10 protein-coding genes are annotated in these 16509 nt (G+C 67.4%); all 10 read right to left on the reverse strand.

Annotated elements, in window-relative coordinates; all coding sequences use genetic code 11:
* Window positions 1-62 precede the first annotated feature (62 nt).
* The gene (locus tag BLR29_RS17950; RefSeq protein ID WP_092138383.1) at window positions 63-929 is read right to left on the reverse strand and encodes a ChaN family lipoprotein; all 867 of its coding nucleotides are present in this window, start codon (window positions 927-929) and stop codon (window positions 63-65) included.
* Complete coding sequence (locus tag BLR29_RS17955; protein ID WP_092138384.1) at window positions 926-1279, reverse strand: DUF2149 domain-containing protein; 354 nt, start codon at window positions 1277-1279, stop codon at window positions 926-928. The genes BLR29_RS17950 and BLR29_RS17955 overlap by 4 nt, the downstream gene beginning before the upstream one ends.
* Entirely contained in the window at window positions 1276-1785 is a 510-nt protein-coding gene (locus BLR29_RS17960) for a MotA/TolQ/ExbB proton channel family protein (protein ID WP_092138385.1), read from the reverse strand. The genes BLR29_RS17955 and BLR29_RS17960 overlap by 4 nt, the downstream gene beginning before the upstream one ends.
* Before the next feature lie 76 nt (window positions 1786-1861).
* Complete coding sequence (gene cobN, locus BLR29_RS17965) at window positions 1862-5866, reverse strand: cobaltochelatase subunit CobN (RefSeq protein WP_092138386.1); 4005 nt, start codon at window positions 5864-5866, stop codon at window positions 1862-1864.
* 17 nt (window positions 5867-5883) lie between these two features.
* Window positions 5884-8148, reverse strand: a complete 2265-nt coding sequence (locus BLR29_RS17970; protein ID WP_092138387.1) for a TonB-dependent hemoglobin/transferrin/lactoferrin family receptor — start codon at window positions 8146-8148, stop codon at window positions 5884-5886.
* A 310-nt stretch (window positions 8149-8458) separates the two neighbouring features.
* Entirely contained in the window at window positions 8459-11659 is a 3201-nt protein-coding gene (locus BLR29_RS17975; RefSeq protein WP_092138388.1) for an efflux RND transporter permease subunit, read from the reverse strand.
* Window positions 11660-11663: 4 nt separating this feature from the next.
* Window positions 11664-12896 carry an efflux RND transporter periplasmic adaptor subunit gene (locus BLR29_RS17980; protein WP_092138389.1) on the reverse strand — a complete coding sequence of 411 codons (1233 nt, stop codon included), beginning with the start codon at window positions 12894-12896 and terminating at the stop codon, window positions 11664-11666.
* 237 nt (window positions 12897-13133) lie between these two features.
* On the reverse strand, window positions 13134-13778 hold the full coding sequence (locus BLR29_RS17985; RefSeq protein ID WP_092138390.1) for an MOSC domain-containing protein: 645 nt from the start codon (window positions 13776-13778) through the stop codon (window positions 13134-13136).
* A gap of 58 nt (window positions 13779-13836) precedes the next feature.
* Complete coding sequence (locus BLR29_RS17990) at window positions 13837-15015, reverse strand: MFS transporter (RefSeq protein ID WP_092138391.1); 1179 nt, start codon at window positions 15013-15015, stop codon at window positions 13837-13839.
* Between the two features lie 133 nt (window positions 15016-15148).
* Window positions 15149-16162, reverse strand: a complete 1014-nt coding sequence (locus BLR29_RS17995) for a D-2-hydroxyacid dehydrogenase family protein (RefSeq protein WP_092138392.1) — start codon at window positions 16160-16162, stop codon at window positions 15149-15151.
* Window positions 16163-16509 lie beyond the last annotated feature (347 nt).

Below are 16509 nucleotides of genomic sequence, written 5' to 3' on the forward strand. Positions count from 1 at the left end.
TCCGTAGGTCTCCCCCTCGCACCTGCGCGAGGGGTCAGACAATCAGCCCGATCGCGACGCAGCTACTGCTTGACCACCGCCCCCGCGCAAGGGTCTTTCCGCTCCGTTGCCACCACGCGCACCACAGCGTCAAAGCCATCGGATGGGCTGTCCGGCTCCAGGTAGCCAACGCTGACCACGCCGCGCGCATCGCCGCCGATCCAGCGCGGCACGCCCAGGTCCCGCCGCACGTGCCCGTTTCCTGCGATCAGCACCGCGCCGCGGCCCGCGTAGGGGCGCAGCGTTTCCGCCATCACCGCATCGCGCGCGGCTTGCGCGTTCAGCATGCCTGGCAGCATCGCCTTCGGAAAATGCCCGCAGTGGCCTGCGTCGAGCACCGCCGTCTGGGCCGCGACGAGATCCACCGGCAGCGGCTTGTCGAGCCCAAGCGCCGCCTGCTGCGCCGTCGGGAATACCTCGCCCAGTCCGCCGCGCACGATCTTCGCCGCATCCGCGCGCGACAGGTTGGCGGCCAGCAGCGGCAGGTCGTACTGCAACGCCAGCGCGACCACCGGCCGATACAGCGGCCACTCCCACGCGCTCTTGCCACCGGCCGCCTGCGCGATCAGGTAGTCGGCGTCGCGTGGCCGCGCCACTCGCGCGCGGTCGATATCGCCCTGACGCTCCCGGTCAAACTGCTCCATGGCGATGGCGGGACGCCAGCCTGCCTCCACCGCGCGGGTCAGCGCCTGAAGCCGCTGCTGCTGGGCCGCCGCGTTGTCATGGACCTCGCCCAGCAACACATACGACTTGCCGGCGAACCCGGCGCCGACGACCTCGGGCGACGGGGAGGTCGACGGCGCGGGAGCCCTTGCCGCGCAGCCGGCCAGCACGGCCGCCAGCAGCACGATGGCGATGCGCGGGCCAAGTCGGTGGCGTACGTGAATCATGGCTTCGGCGCCTCCGGCTGCGTCTGGGCCTGCGTGGCGCCCTGCGTCTCGGGGACGTAGACCATCGATCCGTCCTTCATCCGGTATGCCACGCCGGCCTTGATGCCGTCGCCGCTACCCACCTGGCCGCTGGCCTGGTAGCGCACGATCTTCTCCCCCTGCCGCGACACGATCTCCATGTTCGGCTTGCCCGGGTTGGTGATGATCGTCACGTCGTCATGGGTGAACGGATTCATCGGGTTCTGCGCGATGGCCACCAGCAGCGCCGCGATCACCACCAGGAAGACGTCGATCAGGTTGACGACCGACAGGATCGGATCGTCGGCTTCGCTTTCCTCGAGGAACCTCATTCATCGGCCTCCCATTGCGGATGCGACTGCCCCAGCCAGACCAGTTCCTCCGCCAGCCAGCGGCGACGCACGTTGACCACCCAGAAGGTGATGCTGGCCGCGATCAGCGCCAGGATCACCGCCGAAAACGCGATTGTCAGGTTCTCGCCCACGTTGGCCAGGTTGCCGCCAGACAGGCTCTTCAACGCCGGGCCCATCGGAATCATGGTGGCCACCAGCCCCAGCATCGGCGCCACGCGCGTGGCAATGCGCGGACGCTCCAGCAGACGGTGGGCGGTCACATCCAGCGCGTCGGGGTGGCTGACCTTGTTGCGCCGGGCCCAGGCCACCAGCACATACCCGCGGCCGGACTGGATCGGATGGCGGCGCCGCAGCCAGGCTTGCATGGCGAATTCGCCCAGCGCCCAGAACGCGTAGAGGAACAGCAGCCCGATCAGGGCCAGCGTCGGGTACAGGAACAGCTGGCCGACGTCGTACATCAGGGTTTCAAGCAGGGTAGGCGTCATGGTGAATCGACAGAATCAAAATCGTTGCGATGGATGGTAGTGCTCAAATACGGGATGCGATCATTCGTGCCGCTAATCAGCCGCTCAGTCTTCGGCGCGCGCTGATCGCGCCGCCAATGACCGCCGCCGCCAACGCGATGCCGCCTGCCAGCCACGATAGCACCGGCACGATGGCGGCCGCCGGCGCCTTGCGGGGCACCAGCTCCATGCCCTGGACCGGCTGCGCCCGGGGCGGCTCGGGTGCGGGCGGTGGCGGCGCCTTGGCCGCAGCGGCAGGTACGGTGGCGTCCGCGGCGGCGGACGGCCGGGGCCGTGCCGGCGCGGGGGCCGATGGCGGCTTCAGGCCGTATCCGGCCGGCTGGCCGGCCTGCGCCTGCCGGTATGCGTTGAAGCTGCGATTGTCGCTGCGAATGTCATGGCGTTGGGCAAGATCTTCGTAGCGCCGCGCCAGCGTCTGCAACAGGGCCGGATCGGCGTGCCAGTAGTCCTTGCGCGCCGCTTCCAGCATGCGCTCGATCATCTGCGCCTGAGCCTGCGGCGCGTTGCGCTCGAACCATTCGTTCAGGCCGAGCTTGTGCTTGTCGTTGACGTAGACCTCCGCGAACTCGGTCCACTGGTCGTCACGCACGATCTCGGGCGAGACCGCCGTCCAGCCCCAGAAGTTGTTCATGGTGTCGAGCATGTTCAGCGCGCCGCTGTAGCCTTCCGCCTTCATGCCTTCGATCCAGCCCGGATGGAAATAGCGCGTGCGCAACTCGGTGGCCAGGAAGCTGGCGGCGGTCTCGGTGCGCGCGTTATTGGCATCGCGCAGGTTCGAGATCAGCAGCTCCGGCGCGCGGCCGGTCAGGTGCCGCACGGCGAGGCCGATGCCGCCGAGATACTGGAACGGATCATCGGTCGTCAACATGCCGTACAGATTGGAACTGCGCGCAAGCAGGGCGCCTTCCACGCCCTTGAGGTTCTCGGCATAGAGATTCAGCTGCGGCAGCGCCTCGCCCCAGTGCTGCTCGTCCGGACCGTACGCGTACTGCATCCGCGAGAGGTAAAGGTTGGCCAGCTTCGCGTCGGCGGCCTTGCCGCTGCCGAAGGTGTCGGTGGCCAACGTGGCGTCGTTGAGACCCGTGCCGTAGTTGCCCGATTCGCTCGCGAAGATGCGCGTGACGGCCAGCGCCTCGACGCGCTCCTCCGGGAGCCCGAGCCTGACGAGTCTTTCGCGCACGGCGCGCGTACTGGCCGCCACGGCGTTATCCGCTTCCGGTTGCGCGGCGGCCAGCTTCACCGCTTCGGCGAGCCACTTCATCAGGTTCGGAAAGTGGTCGCGATAGAGACCCGTCGCGGACAGCACCACGTCCACGCGAGGGCGCCGCAATTCGCTGGCGGGGATCGCCTCGATGCCGACGACGCGGCCGCCATCGTCCCACTTCGGACGGATGCCGAGCGCGGCCATCGCCTGCGCCTCCAGCATGCCCTGGTGGCGCATCGTTTCCACGCTCCAGAGCGAGAACGCCAGCTTCTTCGGCCACTGGCCGTGGCGGCTCCGCCAGTCGGCGATCATCGCTTCCGCCGCGGCCTGCCCGGCCTTCCACGCTTCACGGCTGGGTACCTTGGAGGGGTCGAAGCCATACAGGTTGCGCCCGGTCGGCAGCGCATCGGTATTCCGGACGGGGTCCCCGCCGGTGCCCGCCGTCAGGTGACGCCCGGCCAGCGCCGTCAGCAGACCCGCGTTTTCCGGGCTGGCGTCGAGGCTCGCGTAGAGCTGTCGCGCGCGTTGCATGTCTTCGCGCTGCTTCGCGTCGGCCAGCGAATCGAGCGGCGCGTTCTCCACCACGTAGCGGCGCACCATCGCGTATGGCGCCGTCTGCGACAACTGTGCGTAGTCGACGGCGAACAGTTCCTCGGGCTCCTCGGGGAAGACGCGCCGGAGCCAGTCGCGGCCCAGCATCGCCATGGTCGTGTAGAGCCGCAATCCTTCTTCCTGCGACTGCCCGAACGTGTGCAGCCCATACGGCTGCAACATGCCGCCGAGTTCGTGCAGATGGATGTGCAGGGCGTCCAGATACGCGGCAAAGCCCGCGCGGGCGCGCGCCTCTGTCCAGCCCATGTCCTCGAAGACATGCATCTTCTTGCTGCGTGCAAGGATGTCCGCTGCCAGCGTGTCCTTGACGGCGCCATCGTCCTGCGCGAGATACACGTGCAGCTGATCGTGCAATTGCGTGAGTTCCGTGTGCAGGCCCGCCGGCCGGAACGGCGGCGTCTGGTGGCTGACGATCACCGCGCGGCCGCGTCGCTTGGCCTGGATCGCCTCGCCCACGTCATCCACGATGTAGGGGTAGATCACCGGCACGTCGCCCAGCACGAGGTAAGGCTGATCCGTCACGGCCAGGCCGCGCTCCTTGCCAGGCGTCCACTCCTGCGTGCCGTGCGTGCCGTAGTGCACCAACGCGTCGCGGTCTTGCCGCGCCCACAGGTACGCTGCCATGTAGAAATGATTCAGCGGCGTTTTCGTCGAATGGTAGAGCGCCTTTTCGTCGGATTCGCTGCGCTCGCCGCGCGGCGGCACCGGCATCAGCACCACATTGCCCAGTTGCAGGCGCGGGATCACGAAGCCGGCTTCGCCCCGCCGCGTGGTGGCCATCGACGATTGCTCCGGCTTGCCCCAGCGCTCCGCCACGGCGGCGCGGAAATCCGACGGTTGTGCGTCGTACCACGCGCGGTACTGCGACATCGGCATCCAGACACCCAGGTTGGCGTCGAGCAAACCTTGCAGCTTGTCGGCGCGATAGAACGGCGCCAGCAGGGCGCCGAGATCACGCTGCAACGCGGCCTCGTCCGCCGCGTCCGTGCGATAGCCGGCGCTACGCAATGCGGCCAGCGTGCTGGCCAGGCTCTTCGGCAGATTCAGGAACGACGCCGACAGGTTCTTCTCGCCCGCCGGATAGTTGTAGTAGAGGATCGCCACGCGTTTGTCGGCATTCGGCGTGCGCTGCAGCCGTGTCAGCGCGATGGCTTTCGCGGCCACCGCATCGAGCTGCGCGGGCAGGCCGACGATCGCGCCGTCGCGCTTTGCCGTGGCGGCGGCCAGCATCGGATCGATCACGCCGGCCAGCTCGGGCTGCACCAGATAGAACGGCGTGTCCGTCAGGCTGATGCCGTGCGGGTCGGCCGCCCAGTCGGCGGCGTCGCCCTTGCGATAGGGCATGACCTGCAGCACCGGGATGCCCAGTGCCTCGAACTCCGCCTTGCGCCCCTGCGGATTGAGCATGATCTGACCATTGATCAGCACGTCGACGATGCGTTTGCCGTCGGGCGCCACCATGCGCGTGATGCCGTCGGCATCCATCACCGGACCGTAGAACACCAGCGCCCGGGCGTGCCGCGCTTCGATGCGTGCAATCAGGTCGTCGATGAATGCGCTGTCGAGTCCCGATACGTAGGCCTGGTGAATCGCCACGCCAATCACCGGCGTGCCATCGGCGCCGGAAGCCGCCAGCGCCACCGCCGGCGAGGTCGTGATCACACCGGGCAGGCGCGGGTGATAGAAGGCGGCCTTCGGGAAGATCACGGGGGCGGGGATCGAGGCATCGGCGCGCAGCCGGAACCGCTCGGCCGCCAGCGTGCGCATCATCGCGTCGAAGTTGGCGCGGCCACCGTTGACGTAGTACGCGTGCAGACGCGCCGCGAGCTTGTCGTCCACGCCATGCGCCTCGTAGCGATCGGTCGCCAGCAGCACGCGCGCGGTGGTCGAGGTTGTCCACAGCGGACCCAGCTGCGCGAGCATCGCGGTCACGATGTGGTCGCGCGGCGCGTCGACGATCAGCAGATCTGCCTGCGTGACGAACGGCCCCAGTTCCTGGCCTGGTATCCGCTCGATGTAGCGCGCTTCCAGCTGCATGCCTTGCTGTCGCGCCATCTCGCGCAGCGGCTCGAACTTGCCGGCCGGCACGGGCGACGACGTCAGGATGTGGATCACCGGTGCGGCATGCGCGATCTGCGCCAGCGCGCCGATCACCAGCAGCCAGAACGCCAGCGCGATGGGCCAGCGTGGCCGCAGCCGTTGTCTTGTTATCGATTGTGGGGACATTGCGACTCCTTGCCGCCTCAGAACGCGAGCTTGACGGCGGCGGCAAACGTGCGGCCGGGTTGCGTGTAGAAGTCCACGCCGGGTTCGCTGGCGGCCACGCCGGTCTGGCGCACATCGCCCCAGAGCCAGTACTTCTTGTCGAACAGATTGTTCACCGCCAGCGTCAGCGTCGCCATCTTGCCGAAGCGCCACCACGCCTGCAGGTCGACCACGCCATAGCCACCCGGCTTGAAGTAGGTGAACGTCGTGTCGTCGGTACGCGTGACGGCCTTGGCGGCACGCCAGCGCACCGCCGCGCCAGGCCCCTGGCTGACCGATTGCTCCCAGGTCAGTCCGGCCGCCGCGCGCAGCGGCGAGACGCTGTTGAGCGGCTGGCCCGTCTGCTCGTTGTTGCCATGGGCGTAGGCCACCGCGCCATCGACACGCCATTGCGGCAGGAAGCGCCACACGCCGCGCCACTCGGCGCCGTAGATGCGCACCTTGGTCTGGTTGCGATACTGGTACGTCGCACGCAGGCCCGGCAGGCAGGCGGGGTCCGACGGGCAGTTCAGCTGCACCTGCTCGATGAAGTCGTGATAGCGGTTGTCGAACACGGCCACGCTGGTCTGAACGTTTTCATCCGTATAGCGCGCGCCCACCTCCAGCGACCGGCTCTTCTCCGGATTGAGCTCGCCGTTCGGCGCGGCGCCGTAGCCCTGCACCGGGTTGCGGAAGCTGCCGTTGATTTCCTGGTAGTTCGGCGCGCGGTAGCCAAACACGTATTGCGCCCAGAGGTTGATGCGGTCGGTCGCCTGCCACAGCGCGGAGAGCTTGGGCGACAGGTTCGAATCGCTCTTGCTGATCGCGGGCTTGGCGGCCACGCTGTTGTAGAACGGATCGTTGTCCGGACCGAGCGAGTAGTGGTCGAAGCGCAGGCCCGGCGTCACCGTGAATCGCCCGCCCGCAAAGCGGATCTCGTCCTGCACGAACACGCCGACCTGGCGCGTCTCGCCCTTCGGGAAGTCGTGGATCGGGAAATTCTCGCCGGCCAGGGATTTGGTGATGGTGCCGGTGGTCGTGTTGACCACGGTGGCATCGCGCATTTCCTCCGACTCGGTTCGGATGAAATCGACACCGCCGATCAGGCGATGTTCGAGGCCGCCAGTGTTGAAGGACTTGTCCGCCTGGAAGTTGAAGCCGGTTTGCTGCTGGTCGAAGCCGAAGCCCAGCGCGACATTGCACAGGCTGGTGCCCGCGGTGGTCGCCGAGCAGCCGCTGCTGGTGCGGCTGCGCACCTGGTTGGTGTTGGTGGAGGTCTGGCTCTTCTGGTAGTAGACGGCCGCCGTCAGGCGATCAAGCACGCCGTTCTCCGGACGCCACTCGTAGTCGAGCGACACGCGATTGCGTTCGAGGTCTTCCGTACCATTGGCCGACGTCACGCGCGGCAGGGACGTGGACAAGCGCAGCAGGTCGGTGCTGCTGCTGGCATCGCGATGCTCGTAGGTGAGTCGGAAAGTCTGCCGCGACGTGGCATTGAGCACGATCTTGCCGAGATAGGCGTTGGTCTCCACATCCTGTGGATTCGGCGTGGAGCGCGACACGGAAACCGAATCGTTGCCGCCCATGTTCTTCATCTCGTGCGCGTTGCGGTGCGCGTACATGAACAGGCCCTGGATCGTGTCATTGCCGCCGGCCACGCCCACGGTCTGGCCGAAGCCGTTGTCGATGCCATTCCAGCTCAGGCCCGCCTCGCCGCCGACGGACTTGCCGCGCATCAGGTCCTTGGGGTCCTTGGTGACGTACGACACCACGCCGCCGATCGCATCGGAGCCATACAGGCTCGACGCCGGCCCGCGCAGCACTTCCACGCGCTTCAGGAAAGAGAACTCGGGTGCGTCGCGCGTGGACGTGGAAATGTTGGACGGGCCACCGCCGTTGAAGAAGTCCGGCAGGCGCACGCCATCCACCATCTGCAGCACGCGGTTGTCTTCGATGCCGCGAATGTTGATGCTGCCCGCGCCAAAGCGGCGGCGGTCGCGCGGCACATCGATATCGGGCTCGTCGGCAAACAGCCCGGTCTCGTCGACGGGCATCGATTGCTCGATCTGGCGGGCATCGCGCGTGGTGATGGTGGATGCCACGGCATCGGCGCGTTCCTCGGTGCGCGTCGCGGTGACGACGACCTCGGACAGCGACTGGACCTCCTGGGCCCAGAGCGGTGTGCAAAGTGTGGCGCAGACGGCGGCAACCGGCGTCACCCGCACGGCGGCGCGCAAGCGACGCGCCATATGACAGCGTTTCATGGATTTTCCCCTCAAGAAATCGAAACGCTGGCTGGCGGGGCGGCGTGCGGACGAAGCGGTCCGGTCCGGGGGGCGAGTTGGCTGGCTGGCGTGAAACGGCGCACGTCGGCGCCTTTATGCAAACGAGAATTATTATCGTTTGGAGAGAGGTCGTAAAGACTTTGAAATGCGGGGCCGTCGATACGTGTTGTTACAAAGAGACACACTCTCCGGGCTGACGGGTGGCTCCCGGGTGCTGCGCCCATGAAAAAGGGCGCCCGCAATGGGGCGCCCTCGGACTCGGACGGGGCGGCGGCCGGCCGCCGCGTACTCAGTGCTGCGTGACCGCCACCGGTTCGCGATCCTTGAGCGGGTTACCTTCCGCGTCGATCTGCAGCGGACCGGTGCCGGAGAAGCGATCCAGCGCCAGGTAGATGACCGGCGTGATGAACAGCGTGATGACCTGCGAGAACAGCAGGCCGCCCACCACGGCCAGGCCCAGCGGCTGGCGCAGCTCCGCGCCAGCGCCAAGGCCCAGCGCGAGGGGCAGGGCGCCCATCACGGCGGCGAACGTCGTCATCATGATCGGCCGGAACCGGAGCAGGCACGCCTGCCGGATGGCCTTGGCCGGCGCCATGCCTTGCTCGCGCTGCGCCGCCAGCGCGAAGTCGATCATCATGATCGCGTTCTTCTTGACGATGCCGATCAGCATCAGCACACCGATCGTCGCGATCAGCGACAACTCCACGTTGAACAGGAACAGCGTCAGCAACGCGCCGATGGCTGCCGACGGCAGGCCGGCCAGGATCGTTAGCGGGTGGATGTAGCTCTCGTAGAGCACGCCCAGCAGAGTGTAGATCACCGCGATGGCCGCCACCAGCAACACGATCTGCGTGGACTGCGACGACTGGAACACGGCGGCATCCCCGCCCCAGCTCGTGAAGATCGCCGACGGCATCTCGATCTCCTGGCGGAACCGGTCGATCTTTGTCGATGCGTCGCCAAGTGCCGCGCCCGGCGCCAGGTTGAACGACACCGTCACCGATGGCAGCTGGCCCTGGTGATTCACGGCGATCGGGCCCACCCGGCGCTCGGTCGTGGCAAACGCGGAAACCGGCACCATCTGGCCCGTCTTGCTGCGCACGTAAAGCTTGGAGAAGGCGGTCTCATCCTCGCGGTCCACATCAGCCGCGGTCAGGATCACGTAGTAATTGTCGATCGGCGTATAGATGGTCGATACCTGCCGTTCGCCGAACGCCGTGTACAGCGCCGTACGCACGTCCTGCATTTGCACGCCGAGTGCATTCGCCTTGTCGCGGTCGATGGTCAGTTGCGCCTCGAGACCCGATTGCTGCGAATCGCTCGTGACATCGCGGAAGATCGGCTCGGCGCGCATCTTCGCCATCAGCTTGTCGCTGAACTCCTGCAGTTGCCCCGCCTTCACGCTCTGCAGTGTGTACTGGTAGCGGCTCTTGCTCTGGCGGCCACCCAGGCGCAGGTTCTGCACGGGCGAGAAGTACACCGCCAGGCCCGGCACGCCCGCGACATCCTTGCGCAGCGATTCCACCACCCGCGGCATCTTGGGGCGCTCGCCGAGCGGCTTGAGCTCCACGAACATCCGGCCCGTGTTGATGGCGGGCGACGGGCCGCCACCGATCGACGCCACCACGCTCTTCACCGCCGGGTTCGCGCGGATGCGCTCGGCGGCGTCGCGCAAGCGGTCGGCCATCGCATCGAACGAAATGTCCTGCGGGCCTTCGGCGTTGACCTGGATCTGGCCGATGTCTTCCTCGGGGAAGAAGCCCTTGGGAATCTTGGCGAACAGCACGGCGGTCAGCACGAACGTCAGGCCGGCGACCGCCAGCACCACGCGCCGATGTACCAGGCACCAGTCGAGCCCGCGCGCGTACTTGTGCAGCGTCCATTCGAACAGATCTTCGAACCACTGCGTGGAGCGCATGCCCAGCGTCTGCTTCTGCTGCACATGGTGCACCGGCGCGCCGGGCGCGTGGTCCCCATAAGCGTGCTGCGACTCGTCCACCGGCACGTTCTCGGCGGAGAGAAAGCGCGCGCACAGCATCGGGATCAGCGTCAGCGACACCAGCGCGGACACCAGGATCGACAGCGACACCACCGCGGCGAACTCGTGGAACAGCAGGCCGATCACCCCCGGCATGAAGAAGATGGGAATGAACACCGCCACCAGCGAGATCGAGATCGACAGGATGGTGAAGCCCATCTCGCGCGACCCGACCAGCGCGGCCTTGAGCGGCGGCACGCCTTCCTCGATGTGGCGGACGATGTTTTCCAGCATCACGATGGCGTCGTCCACCACCAGGCCCACGGCCAGCGTGATGGCCAGCAGCGACACGTTGTCCAGGCTGTAGCCGAAGGCCTTCATCAGCGCCACGGTGCCGATCAGCGAGATCGGCAGCGACACGGTGGGAATCAGCGTGGCGGCCGCGCGGCGCAGGAACAGGAAGATCACCATCACCACCAGCGCCACGGTCAGCGCCAGCGTGAACTGCACATCGTGGATCGACTCGCGGATCGACATCGAGCGGTCGTTGACCACGCTCACGTTGACCGAACCCGGCATCTGCTGGATCAGGCGCGGCAGGGCGCCCTTGATCGAGTCGACCACGGCCACCGTGTTGGCGTCCGGCTGGCGCAGCACGGCCAGCACGATGGAGCGTTCGTTATTGAGCCAGCTCCCGGTCTTGATGGTCTCGACGCTGTCTTCCACGTCGGCCACGTCGGACAGGCGCACGATGGCGCCGCTGGGCTGGCTGGCCACGATGATGTTGCGGAACGCGTCGGCGCTGGTCATCTGGCGGTTGGCCTGGATGGTCAGCGTCTGCCGCGCGCCGTCGAGCGTGCCGACCGGCGTATTGGCGTTGGCGCGATTCAGCGCGGTGGCCAGTTCATCGAGCGTCAGGCCGCGTGCGGCCAGCGCGTCCGGGTGGGCGCGTACGCGCACCGAAAAGCGCTTCTGGCCGAAGATCTGCACCTGCGCCACGCCCGGCAGCGTGGCCAGCGTGGGCGAGATCAGGTTGTCGCCAAAGGCATTCAGCTCCGCCAGGCTCATGGCCGGCGAGTTGATGGCCAACAGCAGCACCGGTGCATCGGCCGGGTTCACCTTGCGGTACGACGGCGGCACCGTCATCTCGATCGGCAGCGAACGCTGGGCGCGGAACAGCGCGGCCTGCACGTCCACGGCGGCGGCATCGATGTCGCGGTCGCTGTTGAATTCGATCGTGATGCTGGAATTGCCGAGCGTGTTGGACGAGCTGATGACCGTCACGCCCGGAATCGTGGCGAACTGCTTTTCCAGCTGGGTCGCCACGGATGCCGCCATGGTCTCGGGGCTGGCCCCGGGCAGCGTGGCGGTGACCTGGATCACCGGCGAGTTGAAGCTGGGCAGCGCCGCGATGGGGATCGTCGGATACAGCACGATGCCCGTCACGATGACGGCCAGGCACAGCAGCACCGTCATGACGGGCCGGCGGATACAGAGCTCGGACAGCGTCATGGTCTTAATGCTTGTCGGCGGTGGTCGCGGCGGCCGGCGCCGAGGCCCCGCGCGCGCGGGCCTCGCGCACCTGGCTACCCGGGCGCAGGTTCTGCGCGCCCTCGGTCACCACGCGGGTGCCGGGCTGCACGCCTTCGATGATCGCGGCGGCGGCGGTGGTCGCCACCACTTGCACCGGCACGCGCGCCACCTTGTTGTCCGCTTGCACGGTGTAAACGAAGCGCCCTTCGGGGCCCGTCACCACGGCCTGCGGCGGCACGGACAGCGCGCCCTTGAGCACCTGCACCGTGGCGTTCACGTTGGCATAGGTGCCGGGCCAGAGGCGATGCTCGGCATTGTCGAACGTCGCCTTGATGCGGATGCTGCCGTATTGCGGATCGACGGTGTTATCCACAAACGTGATCTTGCCGGTGACCGGCGCCTTGCTGCCATCGTTGGGCAGCGCGGTCACCTGGACCGGACCCACGCGCAACGCTTCGCGCAGCGCGGCCAGCTGGCGCTCCGGCAGCGTGAATGTCACGGTGATCGGCGCGATCTGGGCCACGATCACCATCGGCACGGCGCTGGTCGGCGTGACCAGCGAACCCGGGAAGACGTTGATGACGCCGGTACGGCCGCCGATCGTGGCGCGGATGGCGCCGTAGCTGGTGGCCACGCGGCTGGCCTCGATGGCGGCCTGGTCGGCACGGATGGTGGCCTCGAACCCATCCACCTTGGCCTGGGCCGTATCCACGGCGCTCTTGGAGATGAAATTCCGCTGCAGCAGTTCCTGACTCCGTGCCAGCGTACGGCGGGCGTCGGCCAGGTCCGCCTGGTCGCGCATCAGCTGCGCACGTGCCTTGGCGAGGTTGGCCTCGTCCATGCGGGTATCGAGCGAGAACAGCAGGTCGCCCGGCTTGACCGTCTGGCCTTCCTTGATATGCACGGTCTGGACTGTGCTGGACACCTGCGGGCGCACCTCCACGGTCTGCATCGCCGTGACGGTGCCGTTGGCGGTCACTTCCAGCGGCACGTCGCCCTGCTGCACGATGGCCGTCGCCACTGCGGTGGCGTCCGGCGCCTTGGCCACCGGCTTTGGCGCGAACCAGGTCTTCCAGCCGAACCAGCCGGCACCGCCGACCACCAATACCACCAGGATTGCCACCCAGGGCGAAGTCCGGCCACGGCCCGTGCTGGCGGCCGCGCTCCAGTTGCCATCGACGAAGCCCTTCGGCTGGTCGATCCCGTCTGTTTTCATGTGAGGACCCTCAAACACTGCATGGCGCGCTGCTCCCTGGCGCCGGCTTCTTGGAGCCGGTTGGCCCGCGCAAACCGCTACTAGTACCGCGCCTTGGCCGCTCCGGCTAGCGCGTTGTATTACAAGCCGTTACAGCGACCATGGGGATGGATGTCCTGCCCGCGTGGGAGGGGGCGGCCGGATCGCTTGTATCAGAATTAAAACATTAGCAGAAAACCCGGCGCGGGCCACTCGGGACTAACGATGGCCGTGGCGGCTGATGCTTTCCACCGACACTTCGCGCGGGCCGGGGATCACCGTGGCGATGTCGCCGGCGCGGATCACGCCGGGCATCGCCACGCTCAGGTACATGCCTGAAAAGCCGCTTTGCAGCATGTCCCGCACGGCATGGGCATAACCCATCACGGCATTGAGCTTGTAGCAGGGCTGGCGGGGCGCCTCCACGATGAACTCGACCTCGCCGATATGGATCCGGTCCCGGATCCACAGCGCGGACTCCAGCAATCCCTGCGTGGTCAGGTTTTCACCCATGGCGCCGAAGGCGAGCGGGCGCTCGGCTTCCTCCACGCCGGCCTCGCGCCGGCGCGTGTTCCACCAGGTGTAATGCTCGATGGGATATGCGTAGACCGCCTTGTCCAGCCCGCCGTGGATCGTCAGGTCGGCCTGTTCGTCGCCGGCCAGCCCGAGCCGATGGACGCCGACGGCGATGGGATGGTGCAGGGTGCTCAGCGGGTGCTTGCGGATGGCGGACAGCACCACGGCTTCGGTGCCGGCGCCGGCCACGACCAGCGGCAGCGCCGTGCCGACGTTCACGGCCAGCACGCGCCCGGTCGCGGCGCCACCTGCGCCCGCGGGGTTGGGACGGGGATCGTATTCGGCCACGGTACGCCCTCCTTGCGTTGGCGAGGCCCGCGCGGGATACCTGTCCCGCGCTGACTTTCTACGGGGATGTCTGCTGCGTCCTTCCTGGTGGTGTCCAGTGGCAGCCGAGCGCCCGCGCCCGCTGCGAAATCGCGAGTGCCAGCCCGATCAGCGCCGCCGCACCCCAGTGCAGCGCATCGGGACCGGCCATGGTGTAGATGGCCGCGCCAACCATGGCGCCCAGCGCCTGGCCAAGGTAGATCGAAGAGGAATTCAGGGAAATCGACGCGGCGGCCTTGTCGGGACCCAGGGCCACCAGCCGCGCCTGCTGCGCGCTGTTGGTGGCAAACCCGCCCACGCCCCAGAGCATGAACAGCGCCACCAGCAGGACCGTGTGCAGCCCGGCCAGCGGCCACAGCAGCATCGCCGCCAGCGACGTCAGCAGCGCCACCTGGACGATCCGGCTGGGCGTGACGCGATCCATGCGCGATGCCGCCAGCACGTTGCCGGCCACGCCGCAGGCGCCGTAGGCCAGGAACATCAGGCTCAGCGCACCGCCGCTGATGCCATGCACGTCCCGCATCAGCGGGGCGATATACGTGAACATGGTGAACATGCCGGCGGACTGGATCATGGTGGTCATGACCACCAGCATGATCGGCTTGTGGCGCAGCACCGCGGCCCACGCCGTGCGGCCGACCGGCGCCACCTGCAATCCTCCCGGCATGGCCTGCCATACCGCCACGGCGACGGCCAGCGCCAGCACGCCCACGATGCCCATGCTGAAGCGCCAGCCCAGCGTGCTGGCGATCAGGGTGCCCATCGGCATGCCGACCACGCTGGCCACGCTCCACCCCAGGAAGACGAAGCTGATGGCCCGCCCGCGCGTGCGGGCATCGACCAGCAGCGGCAGCGTGGCGGCGGCCTGCGGCGTGTAGATGGCGGCGCCGATGGCCGTCACGAAGCGGATCGCCATCAGGGCGGCAAAGCTCGGGGCCAGCGCCGCGGCCAGGTGCATGGCGCCATAGATCAGCAGCGCCGCGCACAGCAGCAACCGCCGGTCGATCCGTGAGCCCAGCGTGGCAAACAGCGGCGCCCCGACGCACGTCGCCACGGCAAATACGGAGATCAGCTGCCCCGCGCTGGCAACGCCCAGGCCGAAGTCGGCGGCAATATCATTCAGCATGCCGGTGACGATCATCGCGCCGGTGCCGATGACGAAATTGCCGACGCAGAGCGTCAGTAGCCTGGGGTCCATGAGGGCCGAAACCGAAGAAAAAAGGAGATTGGGGCGGAAAGATTGCCCCGAGTGTAGCGGTTTTGCCGCCCGTCAGACCTGCGGAAATGTGGGGAAGGAGACGCTCGATGAGACCCGGCGTCTCCTGGATGAATCAGCGCGACAGCGCAGGCGTGAGCGCCTTGGGATTGACGATGCTGTCGTGCTTGCCGGCCAGCACGTCCAGGATGTTCTGGAACGCGGTGCGGAAGTAGAGCTCGTAGCTGTCGCGCTCCACGTAGCCGAGGTGCGGGGTGCAGATGCAGTTTTCCATGCGCAGCAGCGCGTGGCCCTGCAGGATCGGCTCGGATTCGAACACATCCACCGCCGCCATGCCCGGCCGGCCACGGTTCAGCGCGGCCACCAGCGCGTTTTCCTCGATCAGTTCCGCGCGGCTGGTATTGACGAAGAGGGCCGTCGGCTTCATCCGCTGCAGGTCGGCCAGCTTGACGATGCCACGGGTCTCGTCGGCCAGCCGCAGATGCAGGGACAGCACGTCGCTCTCGGCAAACAACTGCTCGGCGGACGCGGCCACGTTCAGGCCGTCCTCGCGCGCGCCCTGCTGGGAGGCCTCGCGGCCCCAGACCAGCACATTCATGCCGAAGGCCCGGCCGTAGCCAGCCAGCAGGCGACCGATCTTGCCGTAGCCCCAGATGCCCAGCGTCTGGCCGCGCAGCACCTGGCCCAGTCCGAAGTTCGGCGGCATCGTGGTCGATTTCAGGCCGGACTGCTGCCAGGCGCCGTGCTTGAGGCTGGCCACGTACTGCGGAATGCGACGCTGGGCCGCCATGATCAGCGCCCAGGTCAGTTCGGCGGGCGCCACGGGCGATCCCACGCCCTGCAGCACGGCCACGCCGCGATCGGTGCAGGCTTCCAGGTCGACGTGGCTGCCCACGCGGCCGGTCTGGCTGATGATCTTGAGCTTGGGCAGTTTTTCCAGCAGCTGGCGCGTCACGCGCGTGCGCTCGCGGATCAGGACCAGCGCTTCCACGTCCGACAGGCGGGCGGCCAGCTGGCCCACGCCCTTGACGGTGTTGTTGAAGACCTTGATGTCATGGCCTTCGAGCAGTGCAAAGCACGGCAGCTTGCGTACGGCGTCCTGGTAATCGTCGAGAACGGCAATCTTCATGTGTGACTCGGTGACTCTTATGACTGGTGGCGGCTTGGTGCGCGCGGCAACAGAATCGGCGCGCGCCCGACAGTATTGTTGGCTTCCCTGACACAACATTGACAGCAGACATGGGCCAGTCCGACTTGCGGCACGACGATCGACCCCGGCGCACAGGCGTTCTGGCAGGCGGAACAATGCTGCGCAGCAAAAAACAGGGGATTGCCGCGGTGGTATCCTTGCCCGCTCCTGCGACGCGACAGGCTGGTCGAGCCACGCTCCCGTCACCTGTTTGTCGCCGGACAAAGCCCGACCGGCCCCTGCCGCCCGCCATGCGCGGGCGAAGCGCAACTGTATCGCAGCCGCAG

The sequence above is a fragment of the Cupriavidus sp. YR651 genome (genome assembly GCF_900101625.1).
Classification (GTDB): domain Bacteria; phylum Pseudomonadota; class Gammaproteobacteria; order Burkholderiales; family Burkholderiaceae; genus Cupriavidus.

Excerpts from the sequence above, each read along its gene's own strand:
- BLR29_RS17980 (WP_092138389.1), bottom strand. The coding sequence starts at position 12,896 with ATGAAAACAGACGGGATCGACCAGCCGAAGGGCTTCGTCGATGGCAAC.
- BLR29_RS17975 (WP_092138388.1), bottom strand. The coding sequence starts at position 11,659 with ATGACGCTGTCCGAGCTCTGTATCCGCCGGCCCGTCATGACGGTGCTG.
- cobN (WP_092138386.1), bottom strand. The coding sequence starts at position 5,866 with ATGTCCCCACAATCGATAACAAGACAACGGCTGCGGCCACGCTGGCCC.
- BLR29_RS17990 (WP_092138391.1), bottom strand. The coding sequence starts at position 15,015 with ATGGACCCCAGGCTACTGACGCTCTGCGTCGGCAATTTCGTCATCGGC.
- BLR29_RS17970 (WP_092138387.1), bottom strand. The coding sequence starts at position 8,148 with ATGAAACGCTGTCATATGGCGCGTCGCTTGCGCGCCGCCGTGCGGGTG.
- BLR29_RS17960 (WP_092138385.1), bottom strand. The coding sequence starts at position 1,785 with ATGACGCCTACCCTGCTTGAAACCCTGATGTACGACGTCGGCCAGCTG.
- BLR29_RS17950 (WP_092138383.1), bottom strand. The coding sequence starts at position 929 with ATGATTCACGTACGCCACCGACTTGGCCCGCGCATCGCCATCGTGCTG.
- BLR29_RS17995 (WP_092138392.1), bottom strand. The coding sequence starts at position 16,162 with ATGAAGATTGCCGTTCTCGACGATTACCAGGACGCCGTACGCAAGCTG.
- BLR29_RS17955 (WP_092138384.1), bottom strand. The coding sequence starts at position 1,279 with ATGAGGTTCCTCGAGGAAAGCGAAGCCGACGATCCGATCCTGTCGGTC.